Source organism: Neglectibacter timonensis, assembly GCF_900048895.1.
Taxonomy (GTDB): domain Bacteria; phylum Bacillota; class Clostridia; order Oscillospirales; family Acutalibacteraceae; genus Acutalibacter; species Acutalibacter timonensis.
Genome location: NZ_LT160632.1, coordinates 1 through 16,792, shown reverse-complemented (window position 1 = coordinate 16,792; position 16,792 = coordinate 1). Strand labels below are relative to the sequence as shown.

Here is a 16,792-nt window from a genome sequence, read left to right as displayed (position 1 = left end):
CTTTCCCTATCCTCTTCAGCCTATACCATACCACAGAACCCGTGTAACATTCCAGCACATCTTTTCCCCGCCGGTTTTTCTTCCATTCCCCTTGACAAATACCCCTATGGGGTATATAGTAGAGATCAAGAGATACCCCCATGGGGTATTCACACAAAAAAGGAAGTGACCGAAACGCTATGGAACACCGGGAGACGGAAAGCCGGGCTTGCTGTCCGGCGGAGACCCGTAAAACGAAGGAGCGGCCTGAAAAAGAGTACCGGGACCTGATGAACCGGCTGAAGCGGATTGAGGGCCAGGTGCGCGGGCTTCAAAAGATGTTGGAGGAAAACGCCTACTGCACCGACGTGATGGTGCAGGCGTCAGCGGTGAGCTCAGCCCTGAACGGCTTCAACAAGGCGCTTCTGGAAAACCACATCAGGACCTGCGTCGCGGAGAACATCCGGCAGGGCAACGACAACGTAATCGACGAACTCACCGACCTGCTGCGAAAACTGATGAAGTAATTTTTAAGCCGCCCCGTCTTTCTGAAGAAAGACGGCCAAAGACTTTTGAGTCGCGGGGGTCGCTCGCTCCGCTACGCTCGGACTTCAAATTTTCGGCTCGTTTCCCGCGGCCCAAGGCTTCCCCTCGAGGGGAAGTCTGTCAAAAAGATCTCTTCACTCTGTTCAGAGATCTTCACCGTAGGTGACTGATGAGGTGGCTCTGACTTGTATTCTGCCGCCTCGGTGTGATAAATAAGACACTCCACCTCATCCACCGCAAGCGGTCCCCCTTCCCCTCAAGGGGAAGGCGAAGGGCTTTCCACCTCATCCGGCAGATTCCACAGGAATCTGTTCCCCCTCTCCCCTCGAGGGGAAGGCAAAGAGCAATATCTGTAAAGAAAGGAGTGTTCCCTTTGGAACAATATGAAGTGACGGGAATGAGCTGCGCGGCGTGCAGCACCCGGGTGGAAAAGGCGGTGTCCAAGGTGCCCGGCGTCACCGCCTGCTCGGTCAGCCTGCTGACCAATTCTATGGGCGTGGAGGGAACGGCTTCCCCCCAGGCCGTGCTTGCCGCCGTGGAAAAGGCGGGCTACGGCGCGTCCAAAAAGGGAGCCGCGCCGGCGAAAGCGGAGGGCACGGCCTCCGCCGGGACAGCCGGAGACGGAGAAATCCTGAAAATGAGGCGGCGGCTGACCGCCTCCCTCTGCCTGCTGCTGCCGCTGATGTACGTGTCCATGGGGCACGCCATGTGGAACTGGCCCCTGTCCCCCTTTTTTGAGGGCAACCCCGTGGCGGTGGGCCTTGTGCAGCTGCTGCTCTCCGCCGCGGTGATGGTGGTCAACCAGAAATTCTTTGTCAGCGGCTTCCGGGGCCTGATCCACCGCGCCCCCAACATGGACACCCTGGTGGCGCTGGGCTCCGCGGCCTCCTTTGGATACAGCGCCTTTGCCCTGTTCGCCATGAGCGGCGCGCTGGCCCGGGGGGACGCGGGGGCGGCCATGAGCTATCTCCACGGCCTCTACTTTGAATCCGCCGCCATGATTTTGACCCTGATCACCGTGGGCAAGCTGCTGGAGGCCCGCTCCAAGGGCAAGACCACCGACGCCCTCCGGAGCCTGATGCAGCTCCGGCCGAAAACCGCCCTGCTCCTGCGGGACGGCGCGGAGACGGAAGTCCCCGTGGAGCAGGTAAAGCCCGGGGACCGCTTCGCGGTCCGGCCCGGGGAGAGCATCCCCGTGGACGGGGTGGTCTTAGAGGGCGGCAGCGCGGTGGACGAATCCGCCCTCACCGGGGAGAGCGTCCCTGTGGACAAGGCCACCGGCGACCCCGTTTCCGCGGCCACGGTAAATCAGTCCGGTTTTCTGGTCTGTGAAGCCACCCGGGTGGGCGAGGACACCACCCTTTCCCAAATCATCCGGATGGTGGGCGACGCGGCGGCCACCAAGGCCCCCATCGCCAAAATCGCGGACCGGGTATCCGGCGTTTTCGTGCCCGTAGTCATCGGCATTTCCCTGATCACCCTGGCCGTCTGGCTGCTTGCGGGGCAGAGCGCCGGCTACGCCCTGTCCAGGGCCATTTCCGTCCTGGTGATCAGTTGCCCCTGCGCCCTGGGGCTGGCCACGCCGGTGGCCATCATGGTGGGCAGCGGCGTGGGGGCCAGGCACGGCATCCTGTTTAAAACCGCGGTCTCCCTGGAAGAGGCGGGCCGGACGCAGATTGCGGTGCTGGACAAAACCGGCACCATCACCAGCGGGACGCCCAAAGTGACCGACCTTCTCCCCGCGGAGGGCTGCACCGAAGAGCAGCTTCTGAAAGCCGCCCTGTCCCTGGAGCAGAAAAGCGAGCATCCCCTGGCAAAGGCCGTCCTCTCCCTGGCGGAAGAGCGGGGAATCGCGGCGGAAGGGGCGGCGGATTTCCGCGCTGTCCCCGGAAACGGACTGTCCGGTTTTCTGGACGGTTCAGCCCTGGCAGGCGGGAACCTGAATTTCCTCCGGGAAAGGGCTGACCTACCGGAGGAGGCGGTCCGCCGGGCGGAGCAGCTGTCCGGACAGGGGAAAACGCCCCTGTTCTTCAGCAAAGACGGCAGGCTTCTGGGCATCATCGCCGTGGCGGACGTGATCCGGGAGGACAGTCCCCGGGCGGTGAAGGAGCTGCAGGACATGGGCATCCGCGTGGTGATGCTCACCGGCGACAACGAGCGCACGGCACGGGCCATCGGCGCCCAGGCCGGCGTGGACGAGGTGATTGCCGGCGTGCTGCCCGACGGCAAGGAAGCAGTGGTCGGCAGGCTGCGCAAGCAGGGGAAGGTGGCCATGGTGGGCGACGGCATTAACGACGCCCCCGCCCTCACCAGGGCGGACACCGGCATCGCCGTGGGCGCGGGGACCGACGTGGCCATCGACGCCGCGGACCTTGTGCTGATGAAGAGCAGGCTTCCCGACGTGCCGGCGGCCATCCGCCTGAGCAGGGCCGCGCTGCGCAACATCCATGAAAACCTGTTCTGGGCCTTTGTCTACAACGTCATCGGCATCCCGCTGGCGGCGGGCTGTTGGATTCCCCTTTTCGGCTGGACCCTCAGCCCCATGTTCGGAGCTGCGGCCATGAGCCTTTCCAGCGTCTGCGTGGTCGCAAACGCCCTGCGCCTGAACCTTTTCAAGCTGTATGACCCCAGCCGGGACAGGAAGAGGAAAAAGTCCCCCGCCGCCAAGGGGCAGGAGGAACCCGCCGCCGTCACCCTGCAGATTCAGGGCATGATGTGCGGCCACTGCGAGGCGGCGGTGAAACAGGCCCTGGAGTCCCTGGAGGGCACAGAGTGCCTCTCCGTAAGCCATGAAACCGGAACCGCCGCGGCAAAAATCCCCTCCGGCCTCCGGCACAGCGCCCTGAAAAAGGCAGTGGAAAAAGCAGGCTACAACGTATTGGATATCAGACGCCAACCATTCACGAAAAGCTGAAAGCGCACGGCAGACAGAACCCCTCCTGACGCAGTTCCTTTTCTTGCGTCAGGAGGGGTTTTTCCCATACAAAATGAGCGCGGCACAGAGCCGGTCCCGTTGTTCGCAGGGACGCCCTTTACGGTTTCAGCAGCCTTGCTTCTTTTTCCAAAATGGCTCTTTCTAATTTCTTTCTCAGCTCTGTCAGCCATTCAGGCTCATCGGCAAATTTTTCCGCAACACACCGGATCAGCCGCGCATAGCCATACAGATTGCTGAACCGCCGCATAAGCGGAAGCCATTCTTCCATCTCCCGCGTATACGGGCGTTCCTCCTGATACCCTTCGATAAATTCGTTTCTTGCCGATTGAAGGGCTTCGCCGCTTAGCCTGTCTTCGAGGGATTCAAAAACCTGTTCCAAATCTAAGGCAAACCAATGGTACATGCCGTCGTCAAAATCTATGACAGAGCAGGCCTTCTTTTCTTTGTCATAGAAAACATTGTCCAGTTCAAAATCGTAATGAACCAATCCATACGTATTGCGGTTTGCCGGAAGTCTACCCAGTTCATTTTTTATGGCGATTTGTTCTGAAACGGCAGCTTCCGGAGCATGGTATTCTGAAAGCACCGACATAATCCAGTCCAAAACCTCACTGTGCGTCCACTTTTTCGTTTTTGCAGCATAGTGAGAGGATAGGGAATGAAGCCTCCCCAGCGTTTTTCCGTATTCCCGCATAATTTCGTGCGACAGCTCCGTGTCTTCTACCGGCACGCCGTCCACTTTGCGAAACGCGGCCGCGTAGAACTGACCCCACTCGGTGTCCAGCTTCAAGCATAGTTCCCCCGTTTTTGTCCCGATGGGCTTTAAGGCGGGATAGCCGCGCTCCAGAAGATAACGGATGAATTCCATCTCTCCAAACACATTGTTCTCCATTTTTTCTTCAAGAGGGGAAAGCCGTAAAAAACAGACCTCGCCATTTTGGCAAAACGGATAAATTGCATTGGAAGAAATCCGAAACTGAGACAGCATCCTGTCAAGCGTGTCCTCATCATGCTCCCAATTTTCAAGCGCTTCCTTTGCCAAGCCATAGTTTTCAAATAAGTATTTGAGTTTTAACATCGTGTCTATCCTTTCAAAAATAAAATAAGCACTCCTGAAAAACAGAAGTGCAAAATTTATCGCTTACTGATCATAAACACGAGTGCCTCTTATACGATGCTGATCAAGCGAGCGGTATTACTTCGGTTTTTCAGATAAAATTCGATTTTCATACTGCCCGCTCACCTGCCTTTCAATACTGTTATCACTCTATCAGAAATTTCTGCCGCTGTCAATGCGTGATTCCCTCCGCCGCACCATTCTCAAAGGTGGGCGAAAACTTTACTTTCCTCCAGCCGCCTGCTGCCCGGCAATACTGCGCGGTCAGATGGGTTTGGAGCGCTCCGCCTGTTGCCGCTGGCACTCGTGTACCTCCAAAAGCTTCCACAAAAGCTGCTCCCGGAAAGCCCCGGAATCGCCGCCGGCGGGCTGGCAATCAGCCCCATAGCCCGCATTTACAGCCTCGTTGACCTGCTGCAGACACGCCGCCGTCTCTCTGGAAGCAAAGTCTTCATATCTGGTGAAAGGCTTTCCGGCAAGGCGGGCTTCACGAATTGCCCGGATTGTCTCCATATGGAAGCGCTTTAATTTTCCCGTCAATTCCTCTGCAAGCGCGGGCGCAAGACCGGGATTGGGACAGTTCTCGAAACAGCGGTACAGCATGGTATAGTGCAGTCTTCCCTCCTCATCCCTTCTGGAAAACGCCCGATGCCATACATGGAATGCGTGGGACGCCGCCACACAGCAAGCCAACGCGGAGGGGTCGGCAATGGTGAGCAGCCCCTTCCCTATTACCGAATCGGCTTGGACCCACGCCATAGGCATGATTTCAAATTCCGGATCCAGGCATCCCGGCAGAATGAGACGCCCCCGCCGCGCCCGGCGCAGTGCGGAAGGAACGTAAAAGCTGCTTCTTTTCCTTTCCCCATCCTTCCACAGGTTCTCCCAGAGATAGCGTAAGGCGGCCTTTTCCGGTTTTCCTTCCAGCAGGATACAGGACTTTGCAATTCCCGTTCTGAAGTATTCATCGCTGTAATAGGGACGGATCAGCTTCGCCGTGTCTGGAGATTCCTCCCTGATTCTCTTTGCCTGCGCCTCCGTCAGCAGAAAAAGCTGCGTTCCCGGCTCTGCGGAAGTACCATAGGCAATCCAATCCGGAATCAGAGCTTTCCCGCACCCCTGCTCCTTGATTTTCTGAACATGGTTCCGTACTTCTATCCTTGCAGCATTCATCCGTCCGCTCTCCTTCTCTACAAATTTTGGCAGTGCCCGAAGCCGCCGGGGCGTTCTTCAGCCCGCACATGTCAGGCTCACGCCGGGAGCAGCCGGTCCGGCAGGTTCCATTCTTTCTTTGTTCTCAGTTCTTGCCGGACGCTTTCTCGATAGGAAAAGTGCCGCCAGCCTGTTCAGGCGTTCTTCATCGGAAGCAAAAGGCCCTCCATACAGCTCTTCTACCCAATTGTCCAAGTTTTTGCGCTTCTCCGCCCTATTTCCGCCTTCCGCCAGCTCAAAGGCGGCGCTTTCTATTTTCTCCAAAAAATTCCTCTCCGCTTTCGGAACCGGAAAAGCATTGTAGACATATTGGTACAAGTTGCGGGTCTGTGCGTTCCTGCTCAACGCATTGCTCCACACGCGGAACATTCGGGACGACAGCAAGCCGTACTGCAGCAGGGTATTTCCTCTGCTGGCAATCACCAGCTCCCCCACCGCCACAGGCTCCCGGAAAATCCGCACCGGCGCCCCCGAGCCTTTTCGGTATCTCTGCCCAGCCGCTACAAGCGGCTCCTCCTTGTTCGCGGGAACAAGGCCGCAGTACGCCCTTCCCCAGCTCTCCCGGTCCGGCCCGTTCAGCTCCGCCTCCGCCGCCAGCAAAATACGGTTTCTCAGAAAGATATCGGGACAGCCCGGCAGCCAGAGGCAATCCTTCCTCTCCCTGTAGAACAGCGTGTTGCCGCTTACAAAGGGGTATAGGCAGCTTTCCGCCGCGGGAAATAGCCTGAGCAGCTTGTCCCTGGCCTTCGGGGACATAACCAGATTCAACTCCGCTGCTATTGGTATGGATTCCTGAAAAAACAGCGGTTTCCCCTGCTTCTTGATCTTCCCCACCGTGGCTTCCCAGTCCAACCGGCCCTTTTCTCTCACAACCCTATCTTTCCTTTCTTTTCCGTTTCCCGCGCTTATCCGTCAGCGGGTTCCGCTTTATTAAAGTAATCATTTTTCACCCTGCAGTCCGAAACTTTGGCGCTCCAAAACTGGAGCGCCAACAAGGGCAGTTGAATTAGTCAATCGGAATCCAGTCCGGGTCTACCCAGTAGCCCCAGGTAGCATTCCAGCGGCGGGCATACCGTTTCCCTGTGTTCTTATCTCTCACGATGTACCATTCGATCACATCCGCCCTGGTGGACGGTCCAAAATCGGCCCGCTCAATGGTGATGTATGGAAGTTCCGCAATCTGCTTCGGCGTCAAATCACGGAAGCCGGCATTCGCCACAATAGGGGGCGTTTCTGCGGCGTGGGCTTGTACTCCCGCACCGAGGGCAGGACCTGACGTCAGAAGCGTGGCGGCCAGAAATAGGGCAGCAAATTTTTTCATAACTTTCCTCCTGAATATTCAGCGGGTAAGATCTCCCGCAGTTTTACCAACTCACATTCACTTTGCGGTTTTGCCGATATCCTATCTTCCAGAATGAAACAGGGCTCCACGTCCGCCACAAAGTAGGACTGAAATATGATGCAGTAAGAAACGAGAAACAAAACGGCAGCTGTCAGTAACAGAGTCGCTCCGCTCAAGACTTTTCCCGCCTTGGCAAACGGTTTGTCCATAATCCTTGCCACCCGGCATTCCAGTTTGGAAGCTGCAAAACTGGGCGCGATGGAAGTCTCGGTTCCTGCGAACTCGATGAGCGTCATGCAGTAGTACCGCACATCACTGGGTTTCCTTCCTCTGACCACCTCTTCATCCGCCCTATATTCCAGAATTTCCTTGACGCAGCGTCTCAAGAGGTACGCGCAGGGATTCCACCAAAAAAACGCGCAAAAGAGATCTGCCAGCAAATAGGTAAATTCGTCATGATGTTTGAAGTGCGCAGCCTCATGCTGCAGGACGCAGAGCAGTTCCCGCTTCTTCCAATTCCGATCCGGTAAACAAACCGTCCCTTGGAAGCACCCGGTCAAGAAAGGCGAACCGATTTGCGAAGAAACCACAGCGCGCAGTTTTTCGGAATCCCGGCTATCCACTATTTGAGACAAACACCGTTTCACTTCCTCACCAGCCTCCGGCAAGGAGCGGGCGGCTTTCCAAAAACGCCGGTGCTTCCGAAACACCTGGGCCATAGCCGCCAAGCCGACCAAGAGCCACACCGACAAAAGCACCGTTTTGATGGGAATACTACGCGGGCCAAGCGGAACAGTTTTCATCAGCAACGTTGCTACCGGATTGAAGAACCGCACCGGAATTTCCACCGCCGCCTCCAGCTCGAAACCAAGCAAAAGGCGGAGCGCACACCCAACATACAGGACAATGAGGCTATGAGAGCCAAAAGCCCGGACGAACCACAAACGGCGGCGCAGAAAGTAGATTAACAGGATCAGTAAATCGCACCAGACGACAGACATAAGCACAGAGTAAAACGACACTCTCACTTTCCCTTGTTTTTTCCGGCTATGTGCGTTTTTGCCTTGGCTATGGCTTCGGGGCTTTCCTTTTCAGCATAACCGGGTGCGGGAATAGCATCCAATTCACTTTGAAAAGCGACGCGTATCCTTTGGCTAAGGCTGCTAATTCCACAAGTGGGCTTTTGTATCATTCCTACCGTTCTCCTGAGCTTACGCAATGTTTTAGGCACTCGATTCAGGGTTGAAGTATCGTCTAGTATGCTCTGGGATGCTGTTTTTTGATTGAGACAATCTTTTATGATATCTTCCATTTGGACAATTACAAACGTAGCCTCTTTACTATCTGGATGCTGTAATAAATATCTTAACCACTGGGAGGCACGCTCAATATCTTCGACGGCATAATTCTCTTTAATAATCCTATAGGCATGACTGACAGTGTCTGAGTCAGCTTTATTACACATAGAGTTTTCTCGACATTCCAATGCGAGCATTGCCATCATCGTTTTGACAGCCGGATCTTCTATGGGTGCAACCCGAAACATTTCATAGGATCTATGGATGCTTGCACCTATAGATTTCATTGCTGACTGAGGTATAGTTTTTTGTGAAACAGCTCTACGTACAGTGTCAACATCCAGACCGCTATAAGCTGCAAAACTGTCCTCGGTCATCCTATTTGACTTCAAGTATCTTTTTAACCAATAGGATAATTCTAACTTTTCTATATTTTCAATCTCTATCATTCTCAATTTTTCCTCCAATTTTACTTGAAAATATAAATTTATATGTTTATCTTTATATTTTCAATTTGCATGGGCAAAAAAATAAAGGTACAATTCAAACAAATAGTGAAGTCCGTGAGGAGGTCGAAAAAATGGAAGAGACACACATCCATAAACTACGGATAGAATCTGGGCAAACACAAGATGAAGCCGCTGATAGCATTGGCCTTACCCAATCCACTTTTCAGCAATGGGAAGCCGGAAACAGAGGGAAGAGCATTAAAAAAGCATTAAAAGCCCTTATGACATATTACAACGTATCTAGCGACTACCTCCTGGAGTTCACAGAAGTAAGAGACAGTCTGACTGACGCTGATAAGGAACTTGCATATCGCATAAACAGGGTCAATAACCCAAAGCTAGTACAATATCTTCTTGGGATTCTGGATGAATTCGATGAGACTATGAATGAAGAACAAAAGCGCGTCTCCAAGTAATATAATATATCCTATTTTTTGTCTCGTCAATGCAAATGTTTCGACATTTTAAAAGATTCCTGTTTTTTGTCTTGTGATATATACTTAGTTGTACGATTTATACCTTAAAATGCAAAGGGGCGGTGGCCTTGGCGAACTTAAACAGGCTTCGTCACTTACGGGAACAGCATAACCTTAGCCAAAGAGCTCTAGCTGAAGCCCTTGGAGCCTATGATAACGAAGAATTTGATCCGAAACGCATCTCTGTTTATGAGACAGGAAAAGCTGAACCGGATATAGAAACTTTGGATAAACTTGCACACTTTTTTGGGGTTACAGTAGACTATCTGATAGGCAGGGAGACAACAGTGTTCCCCAAGCCGGAAGATTCTGATTTGTGTCTATGGGCTTTTGGGAAAAGGGTCCGTCAGTGTCGAACAGAAAAAAACATTTCAGCTAAGGAATTATCTTTGGAAATCGGTATATCTCAAACATACCTTTTGCTGATTGAAGCTGGCAAAAAAATTCCTAAGCTAGAAACAGCAATTAAGATTTTGAATGCCCTTGGTGCTTCAGCTGATGCAGCTTTTATGGATTCTTTAGTATCAGGCTACACTGTACGAAGCCATTATTTGGAAATCAGAATGGCTGCTTTACGCCCTGAAAAACAGAAGTTTATGCTTGACATGATTGAGAGCATGATAGAAAAGCTGGAAGAAGATCAAGGTATCAAGAAAGCATCAGATTGACATTTGAGGTATCCTAAAGTGACAAACTTGGAAGCGTTGCGAAACGGTAAAGGTTGGAGCAGAATGCAACTGTGCAAAATTATTGGGCGCGGTGTGACGGTTCGTATGATTTTTTCCTACGAACGGGAAGGTGTGAATCCTGACATAGATTTGCTCATTGCCTTTGCCGATGTTTTTAATGTATCAGTGGATTTCCTGTTAGGACGGTCAAATCCCGACACACAGCCGTATGATGAATTAGCGGAACCACTTAATATCTCTCGATTCGGAGAAAGAATACAGCAGTTCCGTATCAATCACAACCTCGAAAAGAAAGATATCGCAGAGGCGGCTGGGATTACATGTACTTATTTAGGGGCAATCGAAAATGGACGTAGCCCCAAATTGGAGACCGCAATTCGCATTCTAAATGCCTTGGGTGCTTCTGCTGATTATGCTTTTATGGATGTTTTGACGGCAAGTGCCCCAATCAAATCGGCCTTGCTGCAGGATCGCGTTTTTTCTTTGCCAGTAGAAAAAAGGGCCCAAGCACTTAATCTTATTGAAGCGATTTTAAAAACATTATAGCGTTGGATATATATTGAAATGGTCATTTCAATATATTATTTTTGTGGTTACATCATCTTCAGGAAAGGGTCGTGAAGTCAATGCTCGGTGATAAACTAAAGTCTTATCGCCTGTCGCGTCACTTAACGCAAGACGATGTTGCTACTGCTTTAAATCTCACTATAAGACGGATTTCCAGTTATGAGTCCGGTGAAGCCGAGCCGGATTTGTATACACTTGCTGATCTTGCAGACTTTTATGAAATCAGCCTTGATGATTTAATGGATCGGCAAAGCCCCTCCGTTACCGACGCAGATGGCTATAGCTTATCTTTGGCAAAATTTGGGGATCGGATTCGTCGGTTCAGGGAGGAAAAAGCTATTCCCCCAAAAACTATAGCAGACCGTGCCCATATAAGTGTGCAATATCTTAGCGCTATAGAAAAGGGATTTAGAATACCGAAATTCGATACAGCTATTGAACTTATGAACGCATTGGGGATGTCAGCTGATTTCGCACTTGCCGATAATCTGGTCGCCGCACATACGACAAGGGCACGATATTTGGAGACGCTTATTCCTTCACTTCGTCCCACAAACCAAAGGATTATGCTCGACACGATTGAATCTGTTTTCAGGACATTGGCTGAAATTGAGAAAGCAGGTCAATAGCCACTGCTATTTGGATGATTTGTGACAGACAGCGCATTGACACCCCATTGTCATTTCAATAAATTATTTTCGTGGAGTGCGTCATTTTGGGAAATATGTTATTAGCTAATAATTTGAAAGCTTTGCGCAATGCCTGCAATCTTACACAAAAACAGTTGGCGGAATTTACTGGGTTGACCATTCGTCGAATTTACACCTATGAACATGGTACGGTTAAACCGGACATCGAAACCCTGTTCGCCTTGTCTGAATTTTTCGGTATTGCTATCAATCGCTTATTAAACGAAGATATCACACAAACACCGAAAGCAGTTGTACCTATAAACACTGATAGCATAGGTTCTCAGATCGAAAAATATCGGAATTTGAAAAAAATGACCAAAGCTCAGTTTGCAAAAGCACTAGGCGTTACGCCCGCGTATATTTCCCTTATAGAGCACGGAAAAAAGCTTCCTAAAATGGAAACATTTATTCGTATGCTCAATATTTTAGACGCACCTGCAGATGATATCCTCCGGGACGTACTTAATGGCGCGATCCCTCGGCAAGCGACCTTTGTGCAGTGTGCCGTCTCTTCACTCCCGCTTTTTAAACAAAGACTTGCTTTAGACTTACTATTGAAAACCGTGGAAGTTTTAAAATCAGCCGATGTCAATTTACCTGACGAGAACGAAACAAGGTAACATTTCTTGCAAATCAAAAAGGGAATTTCCCTTTTTAAAAATGGATGAATTGAATCCAACGCACCAACGACTGCTCCTAGATGCAATAGAAAGCCTTTTTGATACTTTTTTGGAATTGGAGCAAGGTGCAAAATAGAAAGCGCCTTGCTCCAATTCCACATTACTAGCGATAATAAATGCGCAGAATTGGTTTTAAGGAACTTCTAACTGTTTTTTGAAATCAAAATCCATCCTTGATTTGCACTTGCGTAATGGTATACTGATCTTATCGAATCTTAGGGAGGATACCAAATTGGTAAAAAGATTACGTGAACTGCGAGAACAATTTAATCTTACACAGAAAGAGCTGGGCGCGGCCCTCGGTATTTCTTCCCGGAGAGTATCGGCATATGAAACGGATCAGGAACCCGGCATAGATATGCTTATCGCTATTTCCAATTTTTTTGGAGTAACCGTTGACTATTTGATAGGTAATAGCCCCGATATGCAGAAGCAGTCTGATGGGCTTTCTCTTTCCTTACTTCAATTTGGAAAACGAATCCGTGATTACCGTATTGAAAAGGGTATTAAGCAAGCTGATTTTGCTAAACAGCTGGAAATTACTCCCTCTTATTTGAATTTAGTAGAAAGCGGGACTAAAATTCCAAGTTTCGATTTAGTCGTTCACATCCTAAATGAACTTGAAATGTCTGCCGATGCCGCATTATGTGATAGTCTAATATCGGCAACTCCCATTAAGGCGTCTTTCCTCCAAAGCGAGGTTGCCGATCTGGATGGATACAAACGAGTTGTTGCTTTGGAAACCATAAAAGTAGTTGTGAAAGCCCTGAAGGAATTAGCATAAAGCGAAAACGCCCTTGAATCCGGCTATCCATAGCCAAATTCAAGGGTGTTTTTCCATCTTCAATTTCTTTCAGAATAACAGCTGTATTCGGTTTGCAGGCAATAAGAAAACCACCCGCCGCCAAGGGTGGGTGGTTCGTTTCCAATTAGGATGCTTTCCTTGTTTTTTCCACAGACAGCGGCAGCGCCGCGTAAGGAGATATTCTGCGCTCGTCTCCTAAATTTTCGGGTTTGCTCCCGCGGCCCCGGCTGCTGCCGGGTTTTCGCCCAGCCCAAGGCTTCCCCTTGAGGGGAAGCTGTCACCAAAGGTGACTGATGAGGTGTCAAGAAGATAAGCCTCGCCTCCGCTCGGCCATCTTCCGCCCGTACTCTGCCGCTGCGGTGTAAGCGGGGAGCTTTCCACCTCATCCGTCACGGCACAGCCAGCATATTCCGCAGGAATCTGTTCCACCTCTCCCCTCAAGGGGAAGGCTAAGGGCGCTGCATGCCAGTGGCATGCGCCCAGCACCGACCAAGACCAAAGGCGGCTGATAAGGTGGCAAGAAGATGACCGAATAAAATGAGGCCGCCTTTTTTCCCCCCGGCCGGAGGAAAAAAGACAGCTTGGGGGATAAAACTCAGAGTTCATGGCCTCGCTTTCTGCGAAAGAAAGCGGAAGTTTTGTGGTGCAGGATGGCGGAGGCTATGGATGCGGCGGAGATGTCCGGGGCCGTGAGGAAGGGGGCCGGGGTGCGCTCCTGCAGGGCGGCGGCGGTCACCGGGCCGATGCAGACGCAGGTGCAGCTTTCCGGCGGCGCGCCGAAGGCGCGGAAATAGGCCCGCACGCTCCCCGCGCTGGCAAAGGTCAGGTAGTCCGGCTGTTCCTGGGGTTCGCAGGGAACGTAGACGGTTTCATAGAGGGAATGCTCCTCCACGGGGATGCGGCTCCCCTCCAGCGCTTTCCCCAGGGCGGGACTGCTCCCAGCCGCCCGGAACAGCAGCGCCGTTTCCGGGGGACGGACGGCGGCACAGAGGGCCGCGGCCAAATCCTCCCCTGTGGCGCAGCCTGGGCAAAGGTCCGCAAAGACGCCGTACCGGGCCAGGGCCTCCCCGGTGGCCTGCCCGATGACGGCAAATTTGCAGCCCTTCAGGGAGCGCAGGTCGATTTTTTCCCGGTTCAGCAGGTCAAAGAAACAGGAAACCCCGTTGGCGCTGGTCAGGACGATCCACCTTCCGGCGCCGTCCCCCAGACGGGACAGGTCAAATTCCAGGGGCAGCGGTTGGATGCGGGCCGTGAGCAGGGGGAAGGTCCGGGCCCCCAGGGGCCGCAGACTGTCTGCCAATTTGGCGGCAAAGGCCGGGGTTCCCGTCAGGCCCACGCTCACGCCCCGGAGAGGCCGGGAAATGCCGGATTCCAGATGAAGGGCAGCGGTTTCCCCCACCACAATGACCGCGGGAGCCTGTACGGCGGCGGCGCGGGCCTGTTCCGCAATGGTTTCCAGCGTGCCGCGCAGGTTGGCGGGGCTGGGAGAATTGCCTCCGGAAACCACGGCGGCAGGGGTCTGCGGGGACTTTCCCGCGGCGATCAGCCCGGCGGCGATCCGCTCCAAACCGCCCAGGCCCATCAAAAACACCAGCGTGCCCTGGAGGGCGGCCAGGGCCTGCAGGGATTCGGGCAGGAGCTCCCCCCCTGCCGCTGTGCGGCCGGTGATGACGTGGAAGCTCCTGCTCAGCTCCCGGTGGGTCACGGGGATTCCCGCCTCGGCGGGAATGGCCACGGCGGAGGAGATGCCGGGCACCTCCTCAAAGGGGATCCCCGCCTCCTGCAGGGCCAGAATTTCCTCGCCGCCCCGGCCGAAGACAAAGGGGTCCCCGCCCTTGAGCCGCACCACGGTTTTCCCCTCCCGGGCCAGCCGCACCAGCAGGGCGCTGATCTCCTCCTGGGGCATGGAATGACTGCCGCTGCGCTTGCCCGCGGGGTACCGCTCCGCCAGGGGGGCCTCCTCCAGCAGGGCGGGGTCGATGAGCGCGTCGTAGACCACGGCGCCGCAGCTTTGCAGCAGGCGCAGGCCCCTGACGGTGATGAGATCCGCGCTGCCGCAGCCCGCGCCAACCAGATAGACACAGCCGGTTTCTTTCATCCTTCCCTCTCCTTTCCGATCAATGGGGCGCAGCCCCTGGAACAAACCTGCCCCATGAGGGCGGCGTACTCCTCCTCCGTCAGGGGGCGGCCCCGCTCCAGGCAGGCGTCAAACAGCGCGGAAAACAGGGCCGCCCGCAGGCTTTCTTCCCCGATTTCCCCCTTGACCCGGGGACGCAGGGAGGCGAGATAGGCAAGGATTTCCCCGAAGCCGTCCGCCCCGTCCGTATCCCGGGGGACGGGCAGGCAGGCCTCCACCCGCTCCTTGACAAAGACGGCGGCGCTGGGGCTGGCCCCGCCGGTAGAGATGCCGATGGAGAGCGGCCCCCTGCGCACCAGGGCGGGGAACAGGAAGGTGCAGGCCTCCTTGTCGTCCACCGCGTTTACCGGGATGCCGGCCGCCCTGCACAGGGCGGCGATTCTGCGGTTCACCGCCCTGTCGCCTGCGGCGGCGATGACCAGCGTGCTGCCTGCCAGGTCGTCCGGCCGGAATTCCCGGCAGTGCAGTTCCAGCCCCGCCTCCTTTTCCAGGCGGCGGAACGCGGGCAGGAAGTCCGGGGCCACTGCCTTGAGCTTCGGGCCGTAGGGCAGCAGCTTCTGCACCTTGCGCAGGGCCACGGGGCCGCCGCCCACCACCAGGCAGGGGGCGGCCTCCAATTCAATAAACAGAGGGAAATATGCCATAGCCAGTTCCTTTCCGGGCGGGAGAACGCTTTTCCCTTTCCCGCTTCCGTCAGCCGTTGTGTACGCCGCCTTCCGGCGGCTCCTCGCAGTAATACTGCCAGCCGCCCTCCGTCTCCACCCGCCGGACCCGGACCCCGAAGGCCCGGTCCAGCGCGCCGCTTTCATAGAGCGCCTCCGGGGCGGAAAGCTGCTGCAGCCGCCCCTCCGCCAGCAGGGCCACCCGTCCGGCAACCCGCAGGGACTGGCAGAGGTTGTGGCTCACCAGCACCACGGCCCTGCCGTTTTCGGCCAGGGCGCGGGCGGTGCGCATCACCTCCAGCTGGTGGCGCACGTCCAGCCAGGTGGTGGGCTCGTCCATGAAGACGCTTTCGGTCTCCTGGGCCAGGGCCATAGCCAGATAGACCTTCTGCCGCTGGCCGCCGCTGAGCTCCTGCATGGGGCGCTCCGCAAGCGCCAGAGCGTCGGCAGCCGACAGGGCCCGGTCCGCGGCCTCAAAATCCTCTTTCCGGTAACGCCGGGGAAAGGAAAGGTAAGGAAAGCGGCCGTGGAGGACCATGCGCCGGGCCGTGATGGTGGGGATGTTGCGGCTTTGGGCCATATAGGCGGCCTGCCGGGCCGCCTGGGCCGGGGAGAGGGAGGACAGGGGGACTCCCCCGTAAAGAACTTCGCCGGAGAGGGGGGGCAGCAGCCCCAGGGCGGTCTTCAGCAGCGTGGTCTTCCCGCAGCCGTTGGGGCCCAGCAGGACGGTGACGCAGCCGGTGGGGAAAGTAAGGGTGACGTCCTCCAGGACGGGCGTCCCGCGGTAGCCCGCGCTGAGATGGCGCAGCTCAATCACGGGTGGATCACCCCCTTTTTGCGGAACAGCAGCCAGAGGAAGAAGGGGCCGCCCACCAGGGAGAGGACGATGCCCACCGGCAGCTCGTAGGGGGCGAACAGGGTGCGGGCGGCGATGTCGCACAGGGTGAGAAGGGCCGCGCCGCCCAGAGCGCAGCCCGGCAGCAGGCTTCTGCCCTCGCCGCCCACCAGCCGCCGCACCATGTGGGGGACGATCAGCCCCACAAAGCCCAGCAGGCCCGCAAAGCTCACCGCCGCCCCCGCCAGCGCGGCGGCCAGCGCCAGAAGGATCAGCCGGACCCGCCGCACCGGCAGGCCCAGGCTCCGGGC

The 16,792-nt window shown here is 55.0% G+C and carries 19 protein-coding genes; 8 read left to right on the top strand and 11 right to left on the bottom strand.

Annotation, left to right across the window (positions count from 1 at the left end):
* Positions 1-179: 179 nt before the first annotated feature.
* Both BN3911_RS00195 and BN3911_RS00185 read left to right on the top strand, forming a co-directional pair.
* Positions 180-506, top strand: a complete 327-nt coding sequence (locus BN3911_RS00195; protein WP_066859715.1) for a metal-sensing transcriptional repressor — start codon at positions 180-182, stop codon at positions 504-506.
* Between the two features lie 392 nt (positions 507-898).
* The gene (locus tag BN3911_RS00185) at positions 899-3,439 is read left to right on the top strand and encodes a heavy metal translocating P-type ATPase (RefSeq protein ID WP_066859709.1); all 2,541 of its coding nucleotides are present in this window, start codon (positions 899-901) and stop codon (positions 3,437-3,439) included.
* Positions 3,440-3,557: 118 nt separating this feature from the next.
* Here the strand turns inward: BN3911_RS00185 and BN3911_RS00180 are convergent, their stop codons facing one another.
* From BN3911_RS00180 to BN3911_RS00155, 6 genes are all read right to left on the bottom strand, one after another.
* The gene (locus BN3911_RS00180; RefSeq protein ID WP_066859706.1) at positions 3,558-4,538 is read right to left on the bottom strand and encodes a phosphotransferase enzyme family protein; all 981 of its coding nucleotides are present in this window, start codon (positions 4,536-4,538) and stop codon (positions 3,558-3,560) included.
* Positions 4,539-4,841: 303 nt separating this feature from the next.
* The gene (locus BN3911_RS00175) at positions 4,842-5,750 is read right to left on the bottom strand and encodes a type IIL restriction-modification enzyme MmeI (protein WP_066859703.1); all 909 of its coding nucleotides are present in this window, start codon (positions 5,748-5,750) and stop codon (positions 4,842-4,844) included.
* A 57-nt stretch (positions 5,751-5,807) separates the two neighbouring features.
* Positions 5,808-6,659 carry a DNA methyltransferase family protein gene (locus BN3911_RS00170; protein WP_066859700.1) on the bottom strand — a complete coding sequence of 284 codons (852 nt, stop codon included), beginning with the start codon at positions 6,657-6,659 and terminating at the stop codon, positions 5,808-5,810.
* Between the two features lie 136 nt (positions 6,660-6,795).
* Positions 6,796-7,110, bottom strand: a complete 315-nt coding sequence (locus tag BN3911_RS00165) for a hypothetical protein (protein WP_066859698.1) — start codon at positions 7,108-7,110, stop codon at positions 6,796-6,798.
* Entirely contained in the window at positions 7,107-8,153 is a 1,047-nt protein-coding gene (locus BN3911_RS00160; RefSeq protein WP_187127653.1) for a M56 family metallopeptidase, read from the bottom strand. Before BN3911_RS00160 ends, BN3911_RS00165 begins: the two co-directional genes overlap by 4 nt.
* Positions 8,154-8,155: 2 nt before the next feature.
* Entirely contained in the window at positions 8,156-8,878 is a 723-nt protein-coding gene (locus BN3911_RS00155) for a hypothetical protein (protein ID WP_066859692.1), read from the bottom strand.
* Between the two features lie 131 nt (positions 8,879-9,009).
* Here BN3911_RS00155 and BN3911_RS00150 point away from each other — a divergent pair, with 131 nt between their 5' ends.
* The 6 genes from BN3911_RS00150 to BN3911_RS00125 all read left to right on the top strand — a co-directional run bounded on the left by BN3911_RS00150 (position 9,010) and on the right by BN3911_RS00125 (position 12,826).
* Complete coding sequence (locus BN3911_RS00150) at positions 9,010-9,354, top strand: helix-turn-helix domain-containing protein (RefSeq protein WP_066859688.1); 345 nt, start codon at positions 9,010-9,012, stop codon at positions 9,352-9,354.
* Between the two features lie 128 nt (positions 9,355-9,482).
* Complete coding sequence (locus BN3911_RS16885) at positions 9,483-10,082, top strand: helix-turn-helix domain-containing protein (protein WP_147578464.1); 600 nt, start codon at positions 9,483-9,485, stop codon at positions 10,080-10,082.
* An 18-nt stretch (positions 10,083-10,100) separates the two neighbouring features.
* The gene (locus BN3911_RS00140) at positions 10,101-10,649 is read left to right on the top strand and encodes a helix-turn-helix domain-containing protein (protein ID WP_147578463.1); all 549 of its coding nucleotides are present in this window, start codon (positions 10,101-10,103) and stop codon (positions 10,647-10,649) included.
* Between the two features lie 80 nt (positions 10,650-10,729).
* A complete protein-coding gene (locus BN3911_RS00135; protein WP_066859684.1) occupies positions 10,730-11,299 on the top strand; it encodes a helix-turn-helix domain-containing protein in 570 nt (189 codons plus the stop codon).
* A 95-nt stretch (positions 11,300-11,394) separates the two neighbouring features.
* Positions 11,395-11,982, top strand: coding sequence for a helix-turn-helix domain-containing protein (locus BN3911_RS00130; protein ID WP_066859681.1), 588 nt, complete (start codon positions 11,395-11,397; stop codon positions 11,980-11,982).
* A 292-nt stretch (positions 11,983-12,274) separates the two neighbouring features.
* The gene (locus BN3911_RS00125) at positions 12,275-12,826 is read left to right on the top strand and encodes a helix-turn-helix domain-containing protein (protein ID WP_066859679.1); all 552 of its coding nucleotides are present in this window, start codon (positions 12,275-12,277) and stop codon (positions 12,824-12,826) included.
* Between the two features lie 216 nt (positions 12,827-13,042).
* On the opposite strand, the gene BN3911_RS17045 is transcribed toward BN3911_RS00125, so the two are convergent.
* The 5 genes from BN3911_RS17045 to BN3911_RS00100 form a co-directional block, all read right to left on the bottom strand.
* Complete coding sequence (locus tag BN3911_RS17045; protein WP_147578461.1) at positions 13,043-13,276, bottom strand: hypothetical protein; 234 nt, start codon at positions 13,274-13,276, stop codon at positions 13,043-13,045.
* A 166-nt stretch (positions 13,277-13,442) separates the two neighbouring features.
* On the bottom strand, positions 13,443-14,945 hold the full coding sequence (gene cobA / locus BN3911_RS00115; RefSeq protein ID WP_066859674.1) for a uroporphyrinogen-III C-methyltransferase: 1,503 nt from the start codon (positions 14,943-14,945) through the stop codon (positions 13,443-13,445).
* Positions 14,942-15,628, bottom strand: a complete 687-nt coding sequence (locus BN3911_RS00110) for a precorrin-2 dehydrogenase/sirohydrochlorin ferrochelatase family protein (RefSeq protein WP_066859671.1) — start codon at positions 15,626-15,628, stop codon at positions 14,942-14,944. The genes cobA and BN3911_RS00110 overlap by 4 nt, the downstream gene beginning before the upstream one ends.
* Before the next feature lie 49 nt (positions 15,629-15,677).
* Positions 15,678-16,463 carry an ABC transporter ATP-binding protein gene (locus BN3911_RS00105; protein ID WP_066859668.1) on the bottom strand — a complete coding sequence of 262 codons (786 nt, stop codon included), beginning with the start codon at positions 16,461-16,463 and terminating at the stop codon, positions 15,678-15,680.
* Complete coding sequence (locus BN3911_RS00100) at positions 16,460-16,783, bottom strand: FecCD family ABC transporter permease (RefSeq protein ID WP_341440177.1); 324 nt, start codon at positions 16,781-16,783, stop codon at positions 16,460-16,462. The genes BN3911_RS00105 and BN3911_RS00100 overlap by 4 nt, the downstream gene beginning before the upstream one ends.
* Between the last annotated feature and the right edge of the window lie 9 nt (positions 16,784-16,792).